The sequence below is a fragment of the Sphingopyxis sp. genome (assembly GCF_036675685.1).
GTDB lineage: Bacteria > Pseudomonadota > Alphaproteobacteria > Sphingomonadales > Sphingomonadaceae > Sphingopyxis.
On sequence record NZ_JAKFEM010000030.1, the window covers coordinates 14999 to 38933 of the forward strand.

Sequence of the window (23935 nt, forward strand, 5' to 3'; positions counted from 1 at the left end):
TCATCGTCGGCATCAAAAGCGATAGCGGAGCTGCACGCCATATTGCGCGGGCTCGCCATAGATCGAGTTGGTGAAACCCGAATTATTGTAGCCGGGATTGGCGGTCACCCGGTATTTCTTGCCCAGCACATTGGTACCGAACAAAGCAAGGTCGAGCGGTGCTCCGCGCATATTATTCCATTCAAGACGGAGGTTGAGCAGGCCATAGCCATCGATGGTATCAAACGGTTGCTGTTCGGGCGTGACGCGCTGGCTCGATTGATACGACCAGTTTGCGCTGACCGCCATTTCACCCTCGGATTCCGGGATGGGGAGATCGACGCGCGCGTTCACGCTGAACTTATGCTTGGGAACGAAGGAGAATGGCGTTCCCGACAAGTCGCGGCTGGGCTGGGCCGCGGTCAGGGCTTGCGGAATCGCCGGAATCGCGATCGTGTCATATTCGAGATATTTGGGCGAGTTGAACGAATAGACGGCGCTCAATGTCAGCCCGTTGACCGGGATGATGAGGCCTTCGAACTCGACGCCCATGACGCGTGCGCGCTGCGCGTTGCTAAGGATATCGGATCCCGCGATCGCCGCCCGCTGGATTACCTGGATATCGCTGAACCAGGTGTAGAAGGCAGCAATATTCGTGCGCGCCCGCACATCGCCGATTGTCCAGTCCCGCTTGATACCGATTTCGGCATCGGTCACCTGTTCGGGGCGTACAGCGAACAAAGGATGCTGCTCGCCGAGAAACAGCGAAACGATGGGATTGCTTGCACCCGACTTATAGCCGCGCCGCGATACGGCATAGATCAGCGTCTGGGGATCGGGCTGCCAGTCGAGCCCCAGCTGCCATGTCGGGCCGTCGCTCTTTCCATTAAAAGTGGGGCTGGTGCAGTTGGGATATTTGAGCGTGGGAAACCCGCCTGCCGCAACCGCCTGAAACGCGTCATAGACGCATAGATCGGCATTGAGCCCGATAACCTGCGCCGCCTGCGCCGGCGTGATCACGCCCAGCGCAGCGAGCCGGTTAAACACATGATAGCTTTCGGCTGCCTGATAGGCCTGAATGTCGCCGCCGAAACGGTCCCAGGTCCAGCGAAAGCCTGCGGTGGCGGTCAGATTCGGGGCGAGCTTATATTGAGCTTGCGCATAAACAGCCTTGCTGCGCCCATCGACATGTGCGGATGGCTGAAGACTTAGCGCAGGAAGCAATGGACCATCGGCGCCCAATGCCGCTTGCAGCGCAGGCGGCAGGATGAGCGGGCCGCCGCCCAAAATACCGAGGCTTTGCAATGGATTCACCGTCTGGAACGTCAAGGGCGATGGCGTCTTCTGGTCGAGGAAGAAGCCGCCGAGCTGGAAGCGCAGCGTGCCGTCGTCATAGCGCAGCTGCAGCTCTTCGGTGATCGTGCGGAGATTATTGTTATAGCTGCCGGGATAGGCGCCGAGCAGGTCGGCAATCGGCAGAGGGGTGGAATCGCGGTCGGTGGCGCTGGTCGAACGCGTGCGGGCATAGCTGAAGATATTCTTGATCGTCAGCGTATCGCTCGCCTGCCATTCGGTGTTGTTGAGGACCAGCAGGCTTTTGGCAACTTCGCGCGTCGGGACACTGAGTGCCGTCTGTCGAATGCCGCGCGCCTGTTGCGCGGCCAGATAGGGCTGCAACAGTGCCGCATAGGGGCGTGCGGGATTGACCGCGAGAAGGATGCTGCCGCCGCCATGTTCCTTGACATCGACATAGCTGACCGCGGTATAGCTGCTGATCGTCTCGGTCGGATTGAACTGGAGGCCGAAGCGAAGGCTGTAGTTGTTCCGGTTGAGATAGTCGCGCCCGGTCACGACGTCGCGGACATAACCTTTGCGACTGTCGAACTGCCCCGCGACGCGGATCGCCAGCACATCGTCGACCAGCGGGATGTTCAGCGCGGCCTGGCCACTTTTGCGTTCAAGATTGCCGATCGTCGCATCGACAAAGCCCTCGACCTCATTCATCTTGGGCCGCGCCGGTTCCAGGAGGACGGCTCCACCGGTCGTGTTGCGACCGAACAAGGTCCCCTGCGGACCCTTGAGCACCTGAAGCGAGGCAAGGTCATAGAAATTGCCCGGGCCGCTGACGCTGGAGGGAACTTCGGCGAAATAGCCGACAACGCCGGGGCCGCTGCCGGTGCCCGGTCCACCATTCCCGCCCATGCCGCGGATCGTGTAGGTCTCCTGGTTTCGCGCAACATCGCCGAGCACCGACAGCGAGGGTGTGAAATTCTGGAGATCGGTGCCGTTGGTGATGCCCTTGTCGCGCAAATTGTCCTGCGTGAACGCACTGATCGACACAGGGACGCGCTGGCTGCGTTCGGCAGTGCGGCGCGCGGTTACGACGATATCCTCGATGCCATCCGACGGAGCCGGCGCCGCCGACGCCGGCGCAGCGGCAGCACGGACGATCGCAATGGCGCCTCCCGAACCGGCTCGCGACGTCAGGCCAGTTCCCGCAAGCAACGTCGACAAAGCTTGATCGGCGGATAGTCGCGCGCGCAGGCCGCGGGTCTTCAGGCCGCGCAAGTCTTCGCTACGATAGATGATTTCGCGGCCCGACTGCCGGCTCCAGGCATCGAGTGCCGAACGCAAACTGCCCGCCGAGATGTTGTAGCTTTGCGTTTGGGCGGCGGCTGGCGACGCCGCGATGCAGGCATAAACACAAGCGCTCGCCACCAGGGCGGTGCGAATCCTCTCAGACATGTTCCTCGTCCCCCCATTTTCCGGAGGCTCTTCGACCCCCACGAATATAAGGACAATCGGTAGCCCGAACCCCGTAACGGCTCAGTTCGATATTTTTATCTCGTCGCCCCTTCTTTCGACATGAAGGCCATAGGCGTCCTGCAACAACCGGACAAAAGTGTCGACGTTGCGGGCATGGAATGCTCCGCCAATGCGGAGGCCGGCAACCTCGGGATCCGCAACAACGATCTGCCGGTGATTATACCGGTTGAACTCGGCCGCCACGTTCGCCAGCGTCTCCTGATCGAAACGCAGCATGCCGTGTCGCCACGCCTGCTCGTTATCGACGCGATCGGCTGACCGTGAAGCAAGCAGGATCGCATCGCCCCGCATGATGGCCGTGTCACCTGCGGTGATCAGCGTCGCGCTACCGGCGGCGCTGGGTTCGCCATTTTCCAATCGCACGCGCCCCTCGGCTACGGCGACGATCACGCGATTGCCATCGCGCCGGACGCTGAATTTCGTTCCGAGAACTGTGACGCGTGCGTTTCCCGCGTGGACAGTGAAAGGCCGCGTCCTGTCGTGCGCGACTTCGAAATAGGCTTCCCCGCGATCGAGCCAGATGTCGCGGTTTCTAGCGCCGAAGGCGGCGCGCGCGCGGCTCGACGTATTGAGTTCGACCTTGCTGCCGTCGCTGAAGCTCATCTGCCCGCGCCCGCCGACGACGGTTTCCGCGAGCAGTGCACGGGGTTCAGGGGGGCGCAAGCTCGGCCAGATCGTCCAGCCCAACCCGGCGACGATCGCAATCGATGCCGCTGCCGCCATCGCGCGCGCAAGCCAGCGTCGCTGTATTATCGACACGGGTTGTGGCGTCTCGACATCATTAGCGCCCGAGCAGGAAATTTGCCGTTGGCCGAAGTCGAGCCGCCAGAACGCGGCCTTGTTTTCCATCGACTCCGCAAGCCATTGCTCGAGCGCATCCTGGTCGGTGCTCGACCAGTCGGGCTCGCCGCGCCGCATCAGCCATTCGGCCGCGCGCTGTTCGATATCGGCGGCGCGGCTCATGTATTTATCTTTCTCGGTTCGGGGTCGGATTTTTTCCACCGGACGATCCGGCCTTCGCCGCCAAGCATGAAATCGACGAGAGCGCGCATTCCCAGGGTCAGCTGCCGCTCGACCGTATGCGTGCTGATTCCGAGACGTTCGGCGACTTCATTCGTCGAAAACCCCTCAATCTTCCGCAAGGTCACCACCTCGCGGCACCGAGGCGGAAGCTGATCGAGCCCCGCTTGGGTGCGGCGCAGTTCATCGCGGGCATCGAGCTGACGCTCGCTTGAATAGGCCAAATCGTCCCAATTGATGGCTTCGAGGTCCGCGACGAGTTCGAAAGAGACAATCTTGGCACGGCGCGCGCGGTTGATCAGGACGTTGCGGGCGATGGTGAAGAGATAGAAGAGCGGCTCGACCGGCAGCCCTCGCCGCGCGCCGTTCAACGCGCGTACATAAACATCCTGACGAACGTCGATCGACGCCTCCGCATCGCGGCAATTGCGACGAATATAGCGCATGAGCGAGCTTTCGTGCGGCAGCACGTCTTCGCAGAACCAGCGCTGCAAGCCTTCGTCGTCAATCATCGCATCGACCGGTCATCCACACATCCATTCAGTTAGAAGACCCTCGACCACCCAAAACCCGTAACAATGCTTCGGCGGCGTTTCATTTATTTTTGCCACCGGCACGTCTCGCCTCCGATCAGAAGCCGCACAGCCCGATTGCCCCGCAGCGCGCACGGCCAGCGCCGCGCCATCTGTTCGCAGATAATGGCAGCGAATTTGCCGGCCGTCTCGTTGATCTATGGGCTTACCACCATTGCGTTCGGATCGACTTGGTCGGCGCGGGAAACCGATGGATAGCATCGAGACATTCAATGGGTCGCTGCGCGACGAGTGCCTGAACCTTCACTGGTTGGCCAAAATCCCCGAGGCGCGGCGGCTGATCGAAGCCTGGAGGGTCGATTACAACGTTAGCCGTCCTTACATGGCTCTGAGGGTCACCATAATGCCCGAAACGCTTGACTCCCCGAAGGTACCGAGCAGTCCATAAATCTCGAAGCCGCCTCTGGCCGTTAGCGGGCTTTGGCCGATTGCAGTCAGGCAGCTTTTGGAACCGAAATCGAAAAAGCAGACGATTACGTCTCCGCCGCACCGGATGAGCTCAGAGCGTCAAGAATCTTCTGCTTGTTCACAAAGCGCGGAGACCGACACCCCCGGCCCGCGCTTTCCCGACGTCCGCACGAGGCCGAACGTCGGGGCGATGTCCTCAGACGGTCGGAACGGTGCCGCCGTCGATGACGAACTCGGCGCCGTGAATCGCGGCGGCGCGATCCGAGGCTAGGAATGCGATGAGGTCGGCGACCTCATGAGGATCGGCCGGCCGGCCGATCGGGATTCCGCCCAGCCCGTCAAGGACGACCTGCCGCGCCTCCTCGATAGTACCGCCATTGGCGGCCTGCAACCGCTTCAGCAGTCCCTCGGACGCTTCGGTCATGATCCAGCCGGGGGAGACGATATTGACCCGCACGCCCTTCGGCCCGAGTTCCTTGGACACCGACTTGCTGTAAGTCCTGAGCGCGGCCTTGGCGGCAGCATAGGCAGTGGTCGACTCGGGAAGAGGAAGGACTGACTGGATGGAGGTTACGTGCACCACCGCGCCGTCCCCCCGCTCGATCATCTGCGGGACCAAGAGGCGATCAAGGCGAACAGTTGCCAGAAGGTTCAGATTCAGTTCGGCGAGCCAGTGGTCGTCGGTCAGGACGGCAAAGCCGCCGCCCGGCGCGACGGAGCCGCCAATCACATGGGCAAGGATGTCGACGCCGCCCATGTGCGCGACCGCCGCTGCAGCCAGCATTTCTCCACCTGCGGCGGTCGTCAGATCGGCCCGGACGAATTCGACACCAGCAATGGGCTCAGGGTTTCCGCGGGCGGCGGTCATCACCCGGGCGCCGCCCGCAAGGAAGCGCTCGACGGTGGCGCGGCCCAATCCCTTGGTGCCGCCGCTGACGAGCACGCGCTTTCCAGCGAACTCGGCCGGATCGACTTGGATGCTCATAGCGTGATCTCCAGCGTCTTGATGGCGTCGTTTTCGAGCGTGAAGCCATAGGTGAAGCGGATCGGGCTGCCCTTGAAATCGCCATGGGCAGGGCCTTCGACCACGATTTTGCCGTTCTCGTGGCGAACGTTATCCGGCGTGAAGATCGCCTTTACTGCCACGACCTCGTCTTCGAACACGGTCCTGATTTCGGCGTGGCCCGCGTGACGGTGTCCGTTGTCCAGGATGACGGCATCGGCCGCGAACGGCTTCAGCATGCCCTCCACATCGAGCCGTGCGTTCGCCTCAATATAGTCGGCGATGGGCCTCGGTATCGCCGCTACAAGCGCGTTGGCGTCGTGCTGATTGGCATCGGAATCGCTTTGGATAGTCATGGCATGTCTCCTTCGGTTTGACTTGCTTCCATATTAGGGACAGGCCACTGTTCGGATAAGCGGGCCAATCAAGCATGAGCTAGTGAAGGATTCGGGATAATGTCGCGACTGGCGCTTCGGGACTTTGATGCTGTGCTGGCCGTTGCGCGGCGCGGATCCTTTCGACAGGCGGCCATCGATCTCGGAATGTCGACGACCGCGCTCAGCCACATGATCGCGCGGATCGAATCCGATCTCGGCGTGCGCCTGTTCAACCGAACGACGCGCAGCGTGGCACTGACCGACGCCGGACGCGTCTTTGTCGATCGCCTAGGGCCATCGCTTCTGGACGTCCGTGAGGCGATCGAAATCGTGCGTGCGCGTGGAGAAACGCCGTCCGGCATGCTCCGAATCAATGCGCCGCCATTTGCCGCACGCTCGCCTGCTCTCACCCATTTGCTCCTGGAATATTCCCGCCGCTATCCCGACATGCATGTCGACCTCGTAACCGAGGGACAGCTGCGCGACATCGTAGCCGAAGGCTTCGACCTCGGCATTCGCGTCGCCTCGCTCGTCCCGACCGACATGATCGCCCTATCGCTCGGCGAGGCGCAGCGCTTCGCCGTGGTCGCCTCGCCCGCCTATTTGGCCACGCGATCACGACCGCTGGTGCCGACCGATCTACCTGGCCACGCCTGTATCCGCGTCCGCTTACCCGATGGCTCGCTCTACCGCTGGCATTTCGAGAAGGGCGGCGACACCGCGCAGGTCGAGGTGAGCGGCTCCATCACATTCGACGATCTCACGCTATCGCGTGCTGCGGTGCTGGCGGGCTTCGGGATCGGCTTCTTTTTCGAGCAGGACGTCATTGCCGATATCGACAACGGATCGCTTGTCCGCCTGCTCGAAGATTGGACACCGCCCTTTCCGGGCCTCTGCCTTTATTATCCGGGCCGAAGACATCCTTCTGCGGGTCTTGCGGCCTTTCTCAATTTGGCGCGCGAGCTGGCTTCCGTGAACGCCCGCGGTCGCGGCAGTGCCGCGTCCTCCTGATGGCAGCTATGCGCTGATCAGGCCTTTTCGCCCATCGTGAGGTCCCAGCCGCCGACATTGGCATAGACGGCATCGCGCAAGGCCGTGATGTCCTTATTGAGAACGCCAAGGGCGGCAGGCGACTGACCCGAGGCCTCCAGCAGGGCATCACCGAGACAGCCTGCCTTCGATTGAAGGGCTCGCCCCGTATCCGTGAGCGCAACGACGACCTGACGTTCGTTCGACGGATTTCGGGTCCGGCTCACCATCCCCGCCGCTTCGAGCCGCTTGAGCAAAGGCGTCAGCGTGCTCGATTCGAGCGCGAGCTGGTCGGCAATGCGTCCGATCGGCTGCCCGTCTTCGCGCCACAATATGTTGAGCACGAGATACTGCGGATAGGTCAGCCCGAGCTCGTCGAGCAGCGGCTTGTAAGCGCGCTGAACGGCCATGCCAGCGGAATAGATCGCATAGCAAAGCTGATCGTCGAGCGGCACAGGGGGATTGTCGGTGGTCATCACGAACTCCATTTCACCGCCAATATAGCGACTGAATCGCAAAAATAAATATCGCGATATATTTCTTCTGGACAAGCGGTCCGAATCACCCTATCTAATCATTTATCGCAATAACTGTTATCGCAACATAGGAGAGATCAGATGTCCCTGTTCAACAATTTCCGCACCATTATCGCGGCCGCGGCCGCTGCAGCTTCCTTCCCCCTCACCGCGTCGGCGCAGACGGCTGACCATTCCGGTCACATCGCCGCGACCCAGCCGGTGCGCAACGTCATTCTCGTCCATGGCGCCTTCGCAGACGGGTCGGGCTGGCGCGGCGTCTATGACGAGCTGACGGACCGCGGCTATCGCGTAACGGTCGTCCAGAACCCGCTGACCTCGCTTGCCGACGATGTCGCGGCGACGAAGCGCGCGATCGCTCGGCTGGACGGTCCGGCCATCCTCGTCGGCCATAGCTGGGGCGGCACCGTCATCACCGAAGCCGGGGTCGATCCGAAGGTGGCGGGCCTTGTCTATGTGTCGGCGCTCTCCCCTGACGCGGGAGAAACGACCGCTCAGCAGTATCAGGGGTTCGTCACGCCGCCCGAGTTCGTGCTCGACACCCACAGCGACGGTTTTGGCTTCATCGATCTGGCGAAGTTCAAGGCCGGGTTCGCGGCCGACACCAGCGACCGCGATGCCGCCTTCATGCGCGACTCGCAGGTTCCGATCAGCATGTCGGCGTTCAGCACCAAGCTGACCCAGGCCGCATGGCGCAACAAGCCGAGCTGGGCCGTGATTGCGACCGACGATAAGGCGTTCGACCAGCGCATGCTCCAGCATATGGCAAAGCGCATCGGCGCCAAGGTCACCGAGGTTCAAGCGAGCCATGCCGTCTTCATGACCCAGCCGAAAGTCGTGGCGGACGTGATCGACCAGGCCGCGCAGGCCGCGTCGGGCAAATCCAGATAACCGTCTAGCGCCCTGCCCTCTCCCCCGGGTGGCAGGGCGCCGGTAGGCGGGGCCGAAAGGTCTCGCCTACCGTTCAATAGCCACGCAAGGCGACAATTTTCGGCCGGTTTATTCTGTCGGATCAACAGCGGACGAAACGGGCTGCGCCACGACGCAGCTGCAGTCCGTCGCGCCGGTTCAGCGCGGCCGACAAAACCGCGACCAGCACTTCCCCGAACCGCAACACCCTAAAACCAGAGGAACGAATGATGATTACAGAGGCTCTCCCCAGCCAAAACTCCGACTTTGCCCGGCGCGCCCGCGAGAACCAAGCGACGCTCAATGCGGAGCTCAAGCGCAGCTACGACTTCATCGTCTGCGGCGCCGGCGCATCGGGCTCGGTTATTGCCCGCCGCCTCGCCGAGAATGCTGGCGTCCAAGTCCTCCTGATCGAAGCGGGCGGGAGCGATGAGCATGAGTCCGTGCTCAACCCCGCGCTCTGGCCGACCAATCTCGGCAGCGAACGCGACTGGAGCTTCCAAGCCGAACCCAATCCGCATCTGGATGGCCGCGAACTGTCGATGGCGATGGGTAAGGGCTTGGGCGGCGGATCGAGCGTAAACGTCATGGTCTGGGCGCGCGGTCACAAAAGCGATTGGGATCATTTCGCTTCCGAGGCGGGCGACGCCGCATGGAACTATGAATCGGTGCTCGACATTTATCGCCGCATCGAGAACTGGCAAGGCGCACCCGATGCGCGTTTTCGTGGCACTAACGGTCCGGTCTGGGTGCAGCCGGCGCGTGATCCAAGCCCGCTCGCGCACGCTCTCCTAGGCGCCGCGCAGGAGCAAGGCATCCCGACATTCGCGAGCCCGAATGGCGCGATGATGGAAGGACCGGGCGGAGCGGCGATCGCCGATATGCTCATTCGCGACGGCCGGCGCCAGTCGCTGTATCGCGCCTATGTGCACCCCTTTTCGGACCGACCCAATCTGACGATCATGACGGGCGCGCATGTCCGTCGCATCCTGTTCGATCGGCGCCGCGCGATCGGTGTCGAGATCGAAAAGGACGGCCGGATATTTTCGGTCGGTGCGCGAAGCGAGGTCATCTTGTCGACCGGCGCCATCAACACGCCGAAGATCTTGATGTTGTCGGGCATCGGCGATCGCTCCGAACTCGGCCGGCATTCGGTTCCCGTCGTTCAGCACCTGCCCGGTGTCGGGCGCAACATGCAGGATCATGTGTCCTTTGGCTGCATGTGGGAGCTTTCGGAACCGATGGCGCCGCGAAACAGCGGAAGCGAGGCGACGCTCTATTGGAAGAGTCGCCCCGAACTCGATGGTCCCGACCTGCTCTTCTGCCAGGTCGAATTTCCCGTACCGAGTGAACGCACCGCGGAGCTCGGCGTGCCCGAGCATGGATGGACGATGTTTGCGGGGCTTGCGCAGCCGAAGAGCCGAGGCCGCCTTCTCCTGCGCGATGCGAACCCGGCCAAGCCATTGGCGATCGACGCCAACATGCTGTCGGATCCCGCCGACATCGCGGCGGCGCGCGAATGCGTCAGGCTCTGCCGCGAGCTTGGCAATGGCGAAGCGTTCAAGCCTTTCGTCAACGGCGAGGTCATGCCGAAGGACCGCGACACCGACAGACTGGATGCCTTCATCCGCGATTCCGCGGTCACATATTGGCACCAGTGCGGCACCGCCAAGATGGGACAGGACGACATGTCGGTCGTCGATGCGTCGCTCAGCGTCTACGGGATCGAAGGCCTGCGTGTCGCCGACGGTGCCATTCTGCCACGGGTGACGACCGGCAATACGCAGGCCCCTTGCGCCATCATCGGTGAACAAGCTGCCGCGCGCGTCCGCGCCACGCACGGCCTGTAGGGCAGTCACCGCAACCCTTCGGCCGGAGCGATCCCGCCGAAGGGCTATCCCGTCCGTGAGCCGAGGTTTGGTTTTGGCCGGTTGCGGACCGTCCGCAATTAGCGGGGAAACCGCAAAACCTGCCATCGGTTGGTCGTCAACTCCCCAGAGTTCATCAATGTTTCCTAAACGTGCCGGGCTGCGGCGGGATGTCCCGGCCCGTTTCGTGGCTATCGTTCCAACGGCAGCCAAACCGACACGGTCGTGCCTTCGCCCTTATATGACGAACAACCGAACTCGCCGTGAAGCGACCCGATTCTCGCCCGCATGCTTGCAAGTCCTTTGCCATGATCGCCCAGCGTGGATGCATCGAAACCGCAGCCATTATCGCTGACGAACACCCCAACACCCCATCGTCCGGCGCGTTCTTCTTCCCGGCATCCAAGCGCCAACGTCGTGGCGCCGGAATGCGAAACGGCGTTGCTCGCCGCTTCCTGAAACACCCGCAGGACGTGCAGCGCCGAGCTTGCATCGAGCCAAGGCAGATTGCGGCACGGCTTGGCGTTCCACCGGATCGCAATCCCCGCCCGCCGCAGGTCGGGTTCGAGCCGGTGGCGGAAATTGGCGAGAAGCAGGACAATGTCTCCGTTGACCGGTTCGAGCGAGTCAACGGTGAGCTTCAAGTCGGAAATTGCTCGCCTGAGCGTGCGGACGGTGGTTCCCGGTTGCCGCTCTTGCTCGGCGATGGCCAGCGCCGTGACCAGGTTGGAGCCGATGCCGTCATGCACCTCGCGCATCAGGCGTTCGCGTTCTCCCTCCAGAGCGCGCTCTACTTCGAGGATATGGCGGGCTTCCTCGCTCTCGACGAGTTCCCGGCGGGCCACGGAAATTCGTTTCTCAAGATCACGATTGACGTTTTCCAATGATGAAAAGGCGATCACCGCGCGCCTGCCAAAATATAGCAGGAACGCGCCGCAAAACACGAATCCGGTGAAGGGCTGCATGTAGAATCCGAGCCCATCCCACCAATCGATGCCCTTGAAGCGCCCCATATCGTGGACATCGCCGACCGTCAGGCCAGCGAGGATCAGCACGGTCAGCCAATGTTCGATCGGGCTCGACCGCCTGAGCCCGAATATGATCTTCGCGCACACCGCCAGGTTCACGGCATGAGAAAGAAGATAGAACCCGCCATTGTCGATTATACCGAGCCAGAACAGGAACCACAGGCCGATGCCGATCACGGTCGAACCGATGATGATCTTCCAGCTGTGCGGGTCCTTCAGATAGAGAAGGCAAAAGCCCAGCGAAGCGACCATCGCGGGATAAATCGCAAAGTCCGAGGCGACCGCAAAAAGATGCTCGTTGGGCGGCGATAGGGTCGCAAAAAATTGATAGTCGTTCGCGAACCAGATGACCGACGCCAGTGTCAGAAAAAGATACTCGGGCTCATTGCGCCTGAACAGCCAGACGAGGAAGGCGACCGCCCCCAGTCCCAGCATGGCGAAATTGACCATCCGCACGCCCGAATCTCTCCAGAAATACAGCCATGCATAATGATTTTTGAGTTCACGCTCGGGCCCGATAACGATGGGGCCTGCTTGCAGAACATAGCGCGTGGCGACCCGGACGACGATCTCGTTGCCGGTCTTGCGCAGGACATGGTTCGGAATCGGGACAAGATAGGGTCGGTACCACGCCTGCGTTCTTTCACCCGGCTGCGCAAAATTGCGAAAAATATCGGTGCCGTTGACGAAAATCATCACCTGTTCGCGATTGTCCTGGGTGAGCAGCGCCAGCGCTTCGGATGGCAGAGCCGACCGGTCGAACCGCATGCGCAGCCAGACAGCCTGATAGGCCTGCTGTTTCTTTTGTGCGTCGGTCAGGGGCCATGTGTGGGGGATGGATTGAGCCCTCCATCCCGATGTCGGGATATCGAGCCCGGAATCGAAAACCGCCTCCGCCTGTCGGAATTCGATTGTCGAGGTCTGGTTCGCTGGGCGTATAGGCGCAGCATCGGCTGGCCTCGCGAAGCAAGCCAGCACACACAGGAGCAAAAGCAGCCTAATCGCGGTGGATGAGGCCTCTCGTCGACGCTTCGAACAGGGCTTCTGCACGCGAGTTGACCTCCAGCTTGCGGTAGATGTTCTTGACGTGCGTCGCAATTGTCAATGGCGAGAGGTCGAAAAGCCCGGCGCATTCGGCGTTAGAAAACCCGCGGGCGAGCATGTTCAATATATCGAGTTCGCGCTCCGAAAGCGCTACATCGCCCTCCTTCGGGGTGGGTTGCATGCGATCGAGCAATTGCCGCGCGATCATGGGACTGATCGGCGAACCGCCCCGCCGGATTTCGCGAATGGCATCAGCGCACTCCTCGAGCGGCTGGTCTTTGAGCAGATAGCCATGCGCGCCGGCCCGGATGCTGTCGAGCACCTTTCGCTGCTCGGCAAAAAGGGTCATCACCAGCACATCGGCATCGGCGAAATTTTGCGCCGATTTCCGGATCAGGTCGATCCCGCTGCCATCGGGCAGCCCCAGATCGCACAGCAAGACATCATAGCCCCCGGCATCGACGAGCTTGGCCCCTTCCGCAAAGGTCATTGCGATCCCGACGATTTCGATGTCGGCGGCATCGGTCAGCGCGCGCTCGACCCGGTCGATGGCGCCCTGTTCGTCTTCGACCATGGCAACGCGGATCATCGTTGAACTCCAAAAGGCTTTGCGCAGGAGCGGCCCACTCTGCTTCGCGCTTATTAACCGCAACGGTGCCGTCTGCCCAATACCCTGATCAGGGTAAGACAGCACGCCGATTGCAGGATTATCAACACGCCCATCGAGACCGTGAACCGCCGATTACGGATCGGCAGACGCCGGATGGATCTGCAGGAGGTATTTTCCCCATGAATGTCTGGACGATAGAAGGCGCCCTGACCGCCACCGAAACCAAATGGTCGCGCAAGGGCAAGACCTATTTCGCGCGGCTGGCCTTCCAGAACGCCAATGGCAGAGCTGAAGAATTGAAGAAGGTCGTCGTCGAGGACTGCGTGGCGGCGGAACTTGTCGCAGGCGCACAGGGGCGTTCCTATCTGTTCAAGTCGATGGGCGTGAAGGGCCTGTACGGCGTCCGCTTCGCCGATGGCCGCGAGGTCCATGCTTATCCCGGTGACCAAAGCATGATCTTCGCATTCATCGCGATCGTCTGGCTCGTGCTCAACATATTGTACATCAGCACCAGGGACCAGGTTTCGATCCTTGGCCTTATCCTCATGCCGCTCGGCATTTTCGGCTGGTGGTGGTGCCGCAAGGTCCGGCGCGAGATCGAACAGCTTTGGGCAAATGACACAGGCGCTACCGGGTCAGTGCCCGAACGGACGCCCGCTTCCATCGTATCGAACTGACCGGATCAACAGGAGACCGACCGATGACAACGACCACTGGAATCGCTAATGCTTTGAAAGGAAATGGCATGGCCAATGTATCGATGAAAATTCGTGGGGCTTTGCTGACGGGAGCTGCGGCGGGCGCGCTCGCGCTGGGCAGCCCCGCCAAAGCGGACGGCACCGCACCGTGCAACGTCGGCCCCGATCTGAATTCGACCGAATGCGGAGTGAATTCGGCGGCCGACGGACTCAACAGCACCGCCGTCGGCGCCACCGCCGTCGCTACCGGCGACCTCAGCACCGCGACCGGTGCGCAGAGCCAGGCGATCGGCGACGAAAGCACCGCGACCGGCTACTTCAGCGGTGCGGTCGGCAACGACAGCACCGCAACCGGCGCGTTCAGTTCCGCCACCGGCCCGTCCGCGACCGCAACCGGCCACGACAGCGACGCGAGCGGCTCGTCGAGCACCGCCAACGGGGCGGGCGCCACCGCCAGCGGCGATTTCAGCACCGCGATCGGGCGGTCGAGCGTCTCGAGCGGCAACCAGAGCACGGCGGTCGGGCGGCTCAGCGAGGCAACCGGCTCGCTGACTACCGCGATCGGCGAGCAGAGCGACGCTTCCGCTTCCGCCAGCACCGCGCTCGGGGCGCAGAGCACCGCGAGCGGAGTGGCAAGCACCGCAACCGGAGCCGCCTCGGATGCCACCGGCGAACTCGCCACCGCGACCGGATATCAGAGCGCGGCCGGCGGCACCAACAGCACCGCCACCGGCGCGCAAAGCACCGCGAACGGAACCAACAGCACCGCGACCGGACAGGACAGCACCGCCAGCGGCGGCGACAGCGTCGCGCTTGGCCAGTCGAGCACCGCGAGCGGCGAGGACAGCACCGCCGCCGGACAGAACAGCGTGGCCAGCGGCGACAACAGCACGGCGCTCGGCCAAGACAGCGTGGCGAGCAACCTCGGCAGCACCGCAACCGGCGCGGGCAGCGAGGCCAGCGGCGTATTGAGCACCGCGACCGGCACGAACAGCGAGGCCAGCGGCGACGGCAGCACCGCGCTTGGTCAGGGCGCGACCGCGTCGGCGCTGGGCAGCGTCGCTCTGGGCCGGGGCTCGCTGGCCGACCGCGACGACAGCGTTTCCATCGGCAATGCCGGGGCTGAGCGACAGCTGACCAACCTTGCCGCCGGGACGAGCGGCACCGATGCGGTCAACCTCGACCAGCTCAACGCCGCCATCGCCGGGGCCGGCGGCGGCGGGGCGGTGACCGCCGGCTCGGGTACGGGATCGCTGCAGGGCATATCGGGCGGCAACGCGGCCAATGGCGACGGCGCGGTCGCGCTGGGCCAGGGCCAGACCGCCACCGGCAACGGCGCGGTCGCGATCGGCGATCCGAACAGCGCCGTCGGGACGGGTGCTGTCGCCATCGGTGCCGACAATACAGCAACCGGCGACGGCGCGGTCGCGATCGGCAATTTGAGTGTTGCCAATGGCGCGGGCAATGTCGCGCTGGGCAATGGCGCGCAGGCCAATGCCGCCAACAGCGTCGCGCTCGGCGGCGGCTCAATCGCCGATCAGGCGAACACGGTGTCGGTTGGGGCGGCCGGATCCGAACGGCGGGTCACAAATGTTGCAAACGGCATTGGCGCGACGGATGCCGTCAACCGATCTCAACTCGATGGCGTCGCTGCTGCTGCAACGGCCGCACAGGGCAGTGCCGATCTCGCGTTGGCCAACTCGGCGACCGCGCTGGGCAATTCCACCACGGCGCTGGCGAATGCGGCTGCCGCGCAATCGACCGCAGACACCGCCCGATCCGAAGCGGCGACGGCGCTGACTACCGCTAATACCGCGATCACGACGGCCACCGGCGCAGCTGCAAACGCCAGCACTGCTCTAGCGCAAAATGCCGCGCAAGACGTGCAGATAGCCGCCATCGAGGATGTCAATTCGACCCAAACCGCCCAGATTGCGGATGTTCAGACCGTCAATGCGACCCAGAATACGCGATTGACCTCGCTGGAATCAATGAGCTCTGCGGCCATTCCAGGTCTGCAAGCGCTCGCTGCAACCCACACGGCCCAGATCGGCGACCTCTATGCAATTACCGATCGCGACCGCCGCGATGCGCAGCGAGGCACCGCGACGGCGGTGGCGCTGGTCCCGGCCCCCATGCCTTCAGAACCCGGCAAGACCAGTTATACGTTCAACCTCGCGACCTTTCGAGGAGAACAAGCGCTGGGCGCATCGGTTGCCCACCGCTTCACCACCGAAAATCCCTTTGCGTTCACAGTCGGTGTTTCGCATGCTGGAAGCAAGAATACGGCTGTCCGCGTCGGCGTTGCTGGCGAATTCTGATAGGTCGGTCAGCGGTCGCAAGGCCAGACACCCGACGAACTCGAAATTCTGAGTGGCATTTCAATTTGGAGGGCTGACTCTCTGCACTTGAATTGTCGGTGCGCTTGGTATCGGGGGGTCACGCGAACCTTCACTTTCAGGCACTCGAAACTCGATAGCCAATGGCGACGATGTGGCGCGAAGGCAACGATCTTGTGGTCGTCGACGAACGGCAGCTTTGAGGCGCATTCCTGCCGAGCCGCTCTTCGGCTCGACTTGGCCGATAGCTGCCCGTCGGCTATTGGTTAAGGGTTCTGCAAATGCGGACATTCGAGGAGTCCACATTAGCACCCAGCTCAAAGCAAAGTTCCCCGACCAGCATGGAGCCGGTCGGGGCACGATGTAAATCTAGTTCATCGCGTGAATGCGGATGACCGCTTGGGTGCGGGCATCGATCTGATAAATCTGGCGCCCGTCCGAGCGATAATAGGAACGATCCGTATCGCGGTACCGATCGCGATACTCATAGGGGACGCCATACAGGTCCGAAGGCGCCCGCTGGCCGACCTCCAGCCTGCCGGAGTTTCTTCCAAGCACACCGTCGATCACGCCGCCAAGCCCGCCGCGCTGTTGAGGTTCCCGGTACCTGTCGTCCCGGTCGTCGTCCCGGCGATCGCCACGATCATAGTCCCGGTCGTCGTAGCGGTCATCGTCACGCCCGTTGTCGCGATCCCATGCTTCATAGCGTCCGCTCGCGCCGTTATCCGCTCGGCGGACATCCTGGCGGAGCGAGCGCAGGCGTATTTGGAGTTCCTGCCGCTCCTGATTGTTCAGCCCGTTGCGGCTGTAGCGGCGCTCCAACTGGTTCAACGACCGGAGTCCCGACCAAAGCGGCGCAGCTTCTTGACGGCTGATCGCCCCGGACTGCACGCCAGCCTGAATTCGTTCGCGCAGCTGCTCGATGCGCGCCGAGATATTGCCGCGACCACTGCGGTCGTCATCCCCATAGATTCCGTCACGGTCTGGATAACCGCTGTTTGGATTCTGTGCGGCGGCGGGTCCTGTTATCGCTGCGGCAGAAACGGCCAAGCCTAATAGAAGAGTTTTCATGTGATTTCTCCATTCGGCCCCCCAGCTTGCTGTCCATAAGCGCCCCGGCTGGTGTCAGGGGACTGAACGGCGGCGTCAGGCGATGTTCAGTGGCTTTCCGAGAAAAACACGAAGGCGGCGCTGTCGGGGCGACGGAGCTCTTTTGCGATAACGAGCAATATCTATTCCGCTCATGAAAACAGCGCTGTTGGCCGCTTGCGGACAGGCCGCTTTTTGGCAAGAAATTGAAAGAAACGGACATTCGCGGGGGACTGCTCGGCTACCTTTCAAACAGAAGCATCGAACACCGACGCTTGCAGCGCCGCAAGATTGCCTCATAATATCAATATTAAAACGAGGCTCGCACTCTCTGATTTACGCCGCGAGCTGTGCCAGACGCTCTGACGACGGACCATATCCATGTTGATGCAAAGCAAATCCCCATCAAGCCCGCCGAAGGCCCGATTCAATCCGCGCCGCTTCCTCTTTCTGGCGGCGCTGTGGATGGCGATAGGGGCATTTGTCGGCTTCATCGTTGCCGGCGCGAACGGGGTTGCACCCGATTCATGGATACCATTCGTGGTGATCGGATTCATCGCGGCAAGCTTCCTGTTCACCGGCGTGTTCGTGACGAGCATATCGCGCAATCTGAAACCGATGCTCGAGTCCGCACAGAGCGGCATCGCGAACCGGATTCTCGAATCTGCCGAGGGCGGAATTTCGCCTGGCAGGCGCGTGTTGGCGCGCGTCGGCAAGCTTGAAGAGGCAGGGCTGACGGTTTCGAACTTCAATCACATGTTCATTTTCACGCTGACGGTGTTTCCGGAACATGGCGCCCCCTACGAAACGGTAATCCGCCAGTTTATCACTATGGGCGAGCTTCCCAATTTCTACACCGGACGCTTTGTCGTGTTTGTCGAGGATCCGGAGAGCCCCGGTTATGGGATCATCGACAAAGACCCGCCCGAGGATTGGCAGCAAAAAGCCGCCGAGCCGCCCCCCGCCTACAAGACGCAAAAAGCCGAGAAATCGTATCCCGACAAAGGCACGGGGTTCTTCGGCGGCGAACTGCGTCTGTCTGCCCGGATGTCACCGTTGCGGTTAACCGCCAATTTGATCGCAACTTTGGGCTTCCTTGTGCTTGGGTTTTTGGCTCCCTTCGCCCTCGTGACGGGCGGGATCGAGACGGTGGCGACCTTCGTGCAGGATCTGCCGAAAACGATCACCGGGCGCGACGAGGGAAATTTCGATAAGGAGAAGCTCCACAAGGCATATGATCGTACAATAGCCTATGCTGGCAACCGGAAAATCTATCGCATGAATATCTACAAGGACTATGTGAAGCTGACGATCGAAAATCCGTCCCAGGAAAATGCCTATGACGACGTCACCATGCGCGGCGCAGTCGTGGATTCCCGGCCGGACGGGACCAGTGCTTCGATCAAGCCCGAGGAGACTTTCCGCGTCTCCGATACGAATTTCGCGGCGCTCGAACATGCGCTGGGCGATACGCTGATGCACGAAGACAAAAATCAGCTTTCTTATATCGGGTTCCGCAATCGATCGGCAATCTCGACAATAAGGATTAATGGCACATCCGGCATCACGATAGACGAGAGGAAATTCATTGTTCTCACAGTTGGGTTTAACAGCGATTATGGATCGACCTCCCGAACATATGATGTCGCGACCGGACAGTTTTTGAATTAAATCCGACAGTCATTATGCCCTTGAAGATGCGCATGCACGTCAGCATCGATCGTCATGTTGATGCCTCTGCTACCGATGCCGACGGCATGCATGACTGGCACTATGAGTATGACGTCTATCGGTTCTCACAAGGCTGGAGAAGCTTCGTCGCTCGGGCGTATACGGACGAACCCGGGAAAGCGGCATTCTTGTCGCGCGAAGTGAAGGTTTTTGGCTTTTACCGACATCGACTTCTCAGCTCCGCGGACCTCACATCATCGCTATTCGTAGCCGCGGTGGCGCATTTGCGCGGTCTCGGCGTGACCTCATTCGATCGATTGACCAACACCGGCTATGTGTCGATTAAAGATACAGATTTGGGCGGTGCGACCGAATAGCTGTGGGGCCTTCGCCGGTCCAAGCTTTGAAAAATGACCCGGCCGCCGAGGCGGTGGAGGCTGAATGACGATATCGGGCAGAGTTGGTAGAAGGCCAGCGACAAGCTCTCAATGTAGGCGTTATAACTAAGCCAATCTAATGGGAGGTCCGCTTTCCGGTATTCGCGCCGAGAAGCGGCTATCCGCAAAACACGCCGTTGCGGACATTCCAGCTGCATCGAGCGCGCCAGCTTGCCCTACCGCCGGATCTGGCCGATTGCTGTCTGTCGGCTTTTGCGTTCAAATTTGGGAAAGCAGACCTAGGCTGGTTTCTGTCACCGAACGCAAGCTAATCCTTCGACGCAATATCCGCGGAGCACGGGCCAAGTTCAGCTGGGGTCATATCTTGATGTGAATCCCTTGTTGGCACAGGGATTTTTCGACTTCGGGGTTGGCCCGAGCTTCCGATTTCTTTACGCGGCGGTAACCAATCAGGGGGTTGTCATGAAGAACCGTATTTTGCCCGTCCTAGCCGCAGCCGCGCTCGCCGCGCTGCCCGGCATCGCACAGGCCGACGTGATCACGTTGGGCAACAGCGATCTCAACAAGAGCTTCACGGTCGACTATAATGGCTATACCGGCAGCGGAGCGATCGACGGACTGGCGTCGCAGATCGTCTTCACGCTGACCGGGACGACGGCCACCAGCTATACGTTGGGCTACGCGGTGACCAACACCTCGGGCGCGCCGATCACGGACTCGCGTGTTTCGGGCTTCGGCTTCAACACCGATCCGACCATCAGCGGCGCGTCGAGCACCGGCACCTACAGCGTGACCGCACTCAATTCGAACGTCCCGAACGTCGGAAGCGTCGATGTATGTTTCAAGGGCGGCGGCGGCACCAACAGTTGCGCCGGCGGGGGCGGGGGCGGCGTCGGTCTCGGCGATTCGGGTTCGGGCACGCTGACCCTGTCGTTTGCATCGCCCATCACCTCGCTAACGCTCAGCGACTTCTTCGCCCGCTATCAGTCGATCAGCGGCGCCGGCGCGACCACGTCGGCGGTCGGCAGCGGCACGATCAGCACCTCGTCGGGCGGCAGTTCGTCGGGCGGCACCCCGGTTCCCGAGCCCGGCATGTTCGGCCTGTTCGCGCTCGGCGTCGGTGCGCTGATGCTGCGCCGTCGGCGCCCGTCGTCCGCCCCGCAATTCGTGGCCGCCTGATCGGCAGGCCGTAGCCAGCGGATCAGCGGTTCACCGCCTCCCAATGCGCCTTGATCACGGCGTTGGCAGGTGCCAGCCGATGGGCCTTGGCGAGATAGCTGCGCGCCACCGTGCGGTCCTTATTCGACGACCAGAGCACCCAGCCCAGGCTGTCGAGCACCGACGCGTTGTCGGGCGCCTGCTTGAGCGCGTCTCTCAGCAGCGCGATCGCCTTGTCGGTTTGTCCATCCTGGAAATGCGCCCAGCCCAGATTGTTTAGAATTATCGCATTGGGTCGGACGCCTTCACGGTCGATCAGCGCCCCATAGGCGATGATAGCCCCTTTCCAGTCGTTCGCGGCCAGTGCCCGGTCGGCCCGGACGAGCAGATTGGCCGTTCGCTTGGGCGACGGTTTCGCGGCGCGTGCGGCAAAGCTTGCGGCGGCATTGGTCTGCCCTGCAGCTTTTGCATAGCGCGCCAGCGCCAAAAGAACGGGACGCGACGGATCGGAAAGAGCGGCCAGCGGTTTGAGCGCCATCATCGCGCCTTTGGGGTCGCCCGTTGCCGAAAGGGCGGCGGCCAGCATCAGCGCGGCATCCTCGTCGCGCGCGCCGCTGTTCAGGTATCGCGTTATTTCGGTGATCGCGATATCGTGATTGCCTGCCGCCATTGCGACCTGTCCCGTCAACAGCTGGATCGCAGGGCGGTCGCCCGTGAGTTGGCGTGCCGCGAGCAATGCCTCCTGCGCCGCCCGCGGATCACCGCGCAGCAGGGCGAGCCGGGCCGCCGCGATCGCGGTCGCCGGCGATTGGGGCGCTATCCGGCGCAGGCGATCGACGGCCGAGGCCAGTCCGTCCTTGTCCTTGACCGCAGCCAGCAACTCGGCCTGTGCCGCAAGCGGACCACTGTTGAGCGGGTTCCGTTTCTCGGCCGCCGCATAATGCGTCAGTGCCCCGCTCACATTGGCGCGGCGCTGATCGAGCGCGCCGGCGACCATCTCGATCTCGAAACCGTCGCCCTTGGCCTTTCGCGCGGCTCCGATTAGCCGTTCGGCTTCGGCAATGTCGCCGCGCAGAATGGCAAGACGCGCAGCCACCAATTGGAGTCCGGCGTCGCCAGAATGAGCGGCCAGTCCGGAGGCGGCTTCCTTCCCTGCCGCCACCATATCGCCAACGTCGATCGCACACAGCGCGCGCACCCGCCGCAGCGTCGCAGATATCGGCTCCTTGCCCGGCGTCACGGCCAGCAGGCCGCGGCACCGACCGCGCAGCATGTCGGCCTCGGCCCGCATATCCGCCAGTTCAGCCGATGGGGCCTGGTCGTTGATGCGCGCGAGAGTAGCCGCTGCTCCCTCGCCGTCGCCGCTTGCGATCTGGATGCGCGCCATCAGCCTTAGCGCCGCGCCATTGTCGGGATCTACTTTCAGCAAATTCATCAGCTCGATGCGCGCGTCGGCCCATTGCCCTTCGGCGTAAAAGCGCTGCGCCTCTGCAAGGCGTGCGCCGCGCTCCGGCTGGCAGGCGGCAAGGAGCGCAAGCGCGGGCAAAATCAACGATAGCGGGCGGCGCATTTAGGTCGGGCTCCTTGGAACATTCGCGAGCGAGCCTAATGAACAATAATCACCGGCGCGTTAAGCCCGATCCATAGCCTTGACGCGCTGTGGACATCGAGCGGTTCATCGCATCGTGCACCTCTCCGCAAGCTTTTCTTAACCCAATTCCGGCAGATTTCAGCTGGGGGGCACACGAAGCGGCGCAAGCCGTGCGAATGGAGAATTCGCGGTGCTCGAAAGCACAAGGCCAACGTCGGTCATGGGACCATTGGGCCCGCTGACGCTGGAGGATTTGCCATCCTCGGCAACAACATACTGGGTCAGCCGGCGCAAAGCCGAGGTGCTGGCCGCGATCGACGGCGGATTGTTGAGCCTCAACGAAGCTTGTAAGCGATATCGGCTGAGTCTCGAAGAGCTCGCCGCCTGGCGCCGATCGATCGATCGCGCCGGTATCGCCGGGCTTCGGGTCACCAAGGCTCAACGCTACCGCGATGATGCATAGGCTGATTGGCCGATACCGCGCCACCCCCACTGTGCGCGGCTTCGGCAGGACGGCGCGAGCTAGTTGGTCCTTCTCGCGCCGTCCGCTTTTTCTAACGACATTTGAGTTCGCCGCGGTCGATGGCGCGGCCCAGAAGGCTGCCACCGGCAGCGCCGATAATCGTGCCCACCGTCCGGTCGCGTCCGCCGTCGAGCTCGCGGCCATGCGGCATCCGCGCATCTGCCCCGAGATGGGCGCCGGATGTGGCCGAAAGGGGACTGACGGCTCCTGAGAGCACAGAAGGCGAAAGCAGAAGGTTCCCGTCCACCATTGCAGCGATTCGTCGGAGGCGGGTCTACGGCAAGTGAAGCGCGACCTTGATCGAAGCCCACGACACAAGCTTGAAGTTCTGCCGCTCATCAAAAGTCACGTGAGCCGCGGTCAATCAATCCCTTAAACTCATACCGGCTGCTGCCGTATTGCGTTGGTACCATAATGCGACGGTCGGGCCGCCATCGATCCATGAGATTCATTGTCTGCGTACCAAACCCGAATCTGCTTGGATCCCAGCCGCTTCCCCCACGCTGAAGCGCCGCCGGTCTTGGTTGTATGTAACTCGGGCGAACAGTGGGCTGAATACGCCCACCCATGATGTCGCGGGTAATCGGGTTTATCCCGTGTCTAATGCTATCCATGTACGTCGACCTGGACGCAGGGGCGGGTGCGATCGTTCGCGGCTGGGTGCCGAAATTGGGTGACCGAATGATTGGATTGGCTCCCCAACGGTTCGGATTGAAGGGCGACATTGTCGCTGGCCGATATCGTCCGGAGGGATTTGCAATGAGGCTATTGCGCGGAATCGTTGGGAACTGGTTTCGCCAAGGGTGGTTCACCGGCGCATAACGCGGATGGACACCGGCGTCGTGCGGTCCAACTTGGATCGGCTGTCCCGGCACAGTCACTGGCTGTTTCGCAGCCGTCTTGGCATGCTCCTTGTCCAGCAAGTCAAAGAAAGCTTCCACTGACTTGGCTGCCCGTTTCACTGCAGGATCGCGATCCTCGCGGGTGTAATTGTCTGCAATCTGACAATTGGTTGCTTGGCCGCGAAACGAATGAAACGCCCAATCGATCGAGAACTTCTCGTTGAGGAGCTTCATAAATTTGTCGCTCCCGATCGACTTAATAAGCCTTTCTCGTGCTCATAGCGTGCCTCTCCCCCAAGGCCCGAACGGATCATCCGAATGGATGCCGCCTCAGTGAGGCTTTCATATATTCCGCAATTTTCCAAGCTATGTTCGCGTTTCCAACTTGGCCTCGCT

20 protein-coding genes and 1 pseudogene are annotated in these 23935 nt (G+C 62.0%); 10 read left to right on the plus strand and 11 right to left on the minus strand.

The genetic code is table 11. The features are described from left to right. Positions 1-12: 12 nt before the first annotated feature. The 3 genes from V6M50_RS13660 to V6M50_RS13670 form a co-directional block, all read right to left on the minus strand. Positions 13-2724 (minus strand): TonB-dependent receptor, encoded by a 2712-nt coding sequence (locus V6M50_RS13660; RefSeq protein WP_332819120.1) that lies wholly within the window; start codon positions 2722-2724, stop codon positions 13-15. An 81-nt stretch (positions 2725-2805) separates the two neighbouring features. Continuing rightward, positions 2806-3768, minus strand: coding sequence for a FecR family protein (locus V6M50_RS13665; RefSeq protein WP_332819121.1), 963 nt, complete (start codon positions 3766-3768; stop codon positions 2806-2808). Then, positions 3765-4337, minus strand: coding sequence for an RNA polymerase sigma factor (locus V6M50_RS13670; RefSeq protein WP_332819122.1), 573 nt, complete (start codon positions 4335-4337; stop codon positions 3765-3767). Before V6M50_RS13670 ends, V6M50_RS13665 begins: the two co-directional genes overlap by 4 nt. A gap of 155 nt (positions 4338-4492) precedes the next feature. On the opposite strand from V6M50_RS13670, the pseudogene V6M50_RS13675 reads away from it, so the two are divergent. Next, a pseudogene (locus V6M50_RS13675) lies at positions 4493-4806 on the plus strand (integrase core domain-containing protein); the annotation flags it as partial. 216 nt (positions 4807-5022) lie between these two features. Here the strand turns inward: V6M50_RS13675 and V6M50_RS13680 are convergent. Beyond that, positions 5023-5811 (minus strand): SDR family oxidoreductase, encoded by a 789-nt coding sequence (locus V6M50_RS13680; RefSeq protein ID WP_332819123.1) that lies wholly within the window; start codon positions 5809-5811, stop codon positions 5023-5025. Next, positions 5808-6185, minus strand: coding sequence for a nuclear transport factor 2 family protein (locus V6M50_RS13685; protein WP_332819124.1), 378 nt, complete (start codon positions 6183-6185; stop codon positions 5808-5810). Before V6M50_RS13685 ends, V6M50_RS13680 begins: the two co-directional genes overlap by 4 nt. A 99-nt stretch (positions 6186-6284) precedes the next feature. On the opposite strand from V6M50_RS13685, the gene V6M50_RS13690 reads away from it, so the two are divergent. Further along, positions 6285-7217, plus strand: a complete 933-nt coding sequence (locus tag V6M50_RS13690; protein ID WP_332819125.1) for a LysR family transcriptional regulator — start codon at positions 6285-6287, stop codon at positions 7215-7217. A gap of 17 nt (positions 7218-7234) precedes the next feature. Here the strand turns inward: V6M50_RS13690 and V6M50_RS13695 are convergent, their stop codons facing one another. After that, positions 7235-7711 carry a MarR family winged helix-turn-helix transcriptional regulator gene (locus V6M50_RS13695; protein WP_332819126.1) on the minus strand — a complete coding sequence of 159 codons (477 nt, stop codon included), beginning with the start codon at positions 7709-7711 and terminating at the stop codon, positions 7235-7237. A 141-nt stretch (positions 7712-7852) separates the two neighbouring features. Between V6M50_RS13695 and V6M50_RS13700 the strand changes: the two genes are divergently transcribed. After that, entirely contained in the window at positions 7853-8662 is an 810-nt protein-coding gene (locus V6M50_RS13700; RefSeq protein ID WP_332819127.1) for an alpha/beta fold hydrolase, read from the plus strand. A gap of 245 nt (positions 8663-8907) precedes the next feature. Further along, on the plus strand, positions 8908-10530 hold the full coding sequence (locus V6M50_RS13705; RefSeq protein ID WP_332819128.1) for a GMC family oxidoreductase: 1623 nt from the start codon (positions 8908-8910) through the stop codon (positions 10528-10530). Positions 10531-10739: 209 nt separating this feature from the next. Here the strand turns inward: V6M50_RS13705 and V6M50_RS13710 are convergent, their stop codons facing one another. Beyond that, positions 10740-12344 carry a sensor histidine kinase gene (locus V6M50_RS13710; RefSeq protein ID WP_332819129.1) on the minus strand — a complete coding sequence of 535 codons (1605 nt, stop codon included), beginning with the start codon at positions 12342-12344 and terminating at the stop codon, positions 10740-10742. Between the two features lie 229 nt (positions 12345-12573). Continuing rightward, the gene (locus tag V6M50_RS13715; RefSeq protein WP_332819130.1) at positions 12574-13209 is read right to left on the minus strand and encodes a response regulator transcription factor; all 636 of its coding nucleotides are present in this window, start codon (positions 13207-13209) and stop codon (positions 12574-12576) included. 110 nt (positions 13210-13319) lie between these two features. On the opposite strand from V6M50_RS13715, the gene V6M50_RS13720 reads away from it, so the two are divergent. Beyond that, positions 13320-13907, plus strand: a complete 588-nt coding sequence (locus tag V6M50_RS13720) for a hypothetical protein (RefSeq protein WP_332819131.1) — start codon at positions 13320-13322, stop codon at positions 13905-13907. A gap of 68 nt (positions 13908-13975) precedes the next feature. Continuing rightward, positions 13976-16249 (plus strand): YadA family autotransporter adhesin, encoded by a 2274-nt coding sequence (locus tag V6M50_RS13725; RefSeq protein ID WP_332819132.1) that lies wholly within the window; start codon positions 13976-13978, stop codon positions 16247-16249. A 387-nt stretch (positions 16250-16636) separates the two neighbouring features. On the opposite strand, the gene V6M50_RS13730 is transcribed toward V6M50_RS13725, so the two are convergent. Next, positions 16637-17338, minus strand: a complete 702-nt coding sequence (locus tag V6M50_RS13730) for a hypothetical protein (protein ID WP_332819133.1) — start codon at positions 17336-17338, stop codon at positions 16637-16639. 399 nt (positions 17339-17737) lie between these two features. Here V6M50_RS13730 and V6M50_RS13735 point away from each other — a divergent pair, with 399 nt between their 5' ends. The 3 genes from V6M50_RS13735 (at position 17738) to V6M50_RS13745 (ending at position 20604) form a co-directional block, all read left to right on the plus strand. Next, positions 17738-19027 (plus strand): hypothetical protein, encoded by a 1290-nt coding sequence (locus V6M50_RS13735; protein WP_332819134.1) that lies wholly within the window; start codon positions 17738-17740, stop codon positions 19025-19027. Positions 19028-19053: 26 nt separating this feature from the next. Beyond that, positions 19054-19404 carry a hypothetical protein gene (locus V6M50_RS13740; protein WP_332819135.1) on the plus strand — a complete coding sequence of 117 codons (351 nt, stop codon included), beginning with the start codon at positions 19054-19056 and terminating at the stop codon, positions 19402-19404. Positions 19405-19887: 483 nt separating this feature from the next. Further along, positions 19888-20604 (plus strand): cistern family PEP-CTERM protein, encoded by a 717-nt coding sequence (locus V6M50_RS13745; protein WP_332819136.1) that lies wholly within the window; start codon positions 19888-19890, stop codon positions 20602-20604. A gap of 22 nt (positions 20605-20626) precedes the next feature. Here the strand turns inward: V6M50_RS13745 and V6M50_RS13750 are convergent, their stop codons facing one another. Continuing rightward, the gene (locus V6M50_RS13750) at positions 20627-22153 is read right to left on the minus strand and encodes a tetratricopeptide repeat protein (RefSeq protein ID WP_332819137.1); all 1527 of its coding nucleotides are present in this window, start codon (positions 22151-22153) and stop codon (positions 20627-20629) included. 211 nt (positions 22154-22364) lie between these two features. Here V6M50_RS13750 and sciP point away from each other — a divergent pair, with 211 nt between their 5' ends. Continuing rightward, positions 22365-22637, plus strand: a complete 273-nt coding sequence (gene sciP, locus V6M50_RS13755) for a CtrA inhibitor SciP (RefSeq protein ID WP_332819138.1) — start codon at positions 22365-22367, stop codon at positions 22635-22637. A gap of 398 nt (positions 22638-23035) precedes the next feature. Here the strand turns inward: sciP and V6M50_RS13765 are convergent, their stop codons facing one another. Continuing rightward, positions 23036-23773, minus strand: coding sequence for a hypothetical protein (locus V6M50_RS13765; RefSeq protein WP_332819139.1), 738 nt, complete (start codon positions 23771-23773; stop codon positions 23036-23038). Positions 23774-23935: the final 162 nt, after the last annotated feature.

Coding starts and splice junctions, on each gene's coding strand:
- V6M50_RS13660 (WP_332819120.1), bottom strand. CDS start 2,724: ATGTCTGAGAGGATTCGCACCGCCCTGGTGGCGAGCGCTTGTGTTTAT.
- V6M50_RS13665 (WP_332819121.1), bottom strand. CDS start 3,768: ATGAGCCGCGCCGCCGATATCGAACAGCGCGCGGCCGAATGGCTGATG.
- V6M50_RS13670 (WP_332819122.1), bottom strand. CDS start 4,337: ATGATTGACGACGAAGGCTTGCAGCGCTGGTTCTGCGAAGACGTGCTG.
- V6M50_RS13680 (WP_332819123.1), bottom strand. CDS start 5,811: ATGAGCATCCAAGTCGATCCGGCCGAGTTCGCTGGAAAGCGCGTGCTC.
- V6M50_RS13685 (WP_332819124.1), bottom strand. CDS start 6,185: ATGACTATCCAAAGCGATTCCGATGCCAATCAGCACGACGCCAACGCG.
- V6M50_RS13690 (WP_332819125.1), top strand. CDS start 6,285: ATGTCGCGACTGGCGCTTCGGGACTTTGATGCTGTGCTGGCCGTTGCG.
- V6M50_RS13695 (WP_332819126.1), bottom strand. CDS start 7,711: ATGACCACCGACAATCCCCCTGTGCCGCTCGACGATCAGCTTTGCTAT.
- V6M50_RS13700 (WP_332819127.1), top strand. CDS start 7,853: ATGTCCCTGTTCAACAATTTCCGCACCATTATCGCGGCCGCGGCCGCT.
- V6M50_RS13705 (WP_332819128.1), top strand. CDS start 8,908: ATGATGATTACAGAGGCTCTCCCCAGCCAAAACTCCGACTTTGCCCGG.
- V6M50_RS13710 (WP_332819129.1), bottom strand. CDS start 12,344: ATGCGGTTCGACCGGTCGGCTCTGCCATCCGAAGCGCTGGCGCTGCTC.
- V6M50_RS13715 (WP_332819130.1), bottom strand. CDS start 13,209: ATGATCCGCGTTGCCATGGTCGAAGACGAACAGGGCGCCATCGACCGG.
- V6M50_RS13725 (WP_332819132.1), top strand. CDS start 13,976: ATGGCCAATGTATCGATGAAAATTCGTGGGGCTTTGCTGACGGGAGCT.
- V6M50_RS13730 (WP_332819133.1), bottom strand. CDS start 17,338: ATGAAAACTCTTCTATTAGGCTTGGCCGTTTCTGCCGCAGCGATAACA.
- V6M50_RS13735 (WP_332819134.1), top strand. CDS start 17,738: ATGTTGATGCAAAGCAAATCCCCATCAAGCCCGCCGAAGGCCCGATTC.
- V6M50_RS13740 (WP_332819135.1), top strand. CDS start 19,054: ATGCGCATGCACGTCAGCATCGATCGTCATGTTGATGCCTCTGCTACC.
- V6M50_RS13745 (WP_332819136.1), top strand. CDS start 19,888: ATGAAGAACCGTATTTTGCCCGTCCTAGCCGCAGCCGCGCTCGCCGCG.
- V6M50_RS13750 (WP_332819137.1), bottom strand. CDS start 22,153: ATGCGCCGCCCGCTATCGTTGATTTTGCCCGCGCTTGCGCTCCTTGCC.
- V6M50_RS13765 (WP_332819139.1), bottom strand. CDS start 23,773: ATGAAGCTCCTCAACGAGAAGTTCTCGATCGATTGGGCGTTTCATTCG.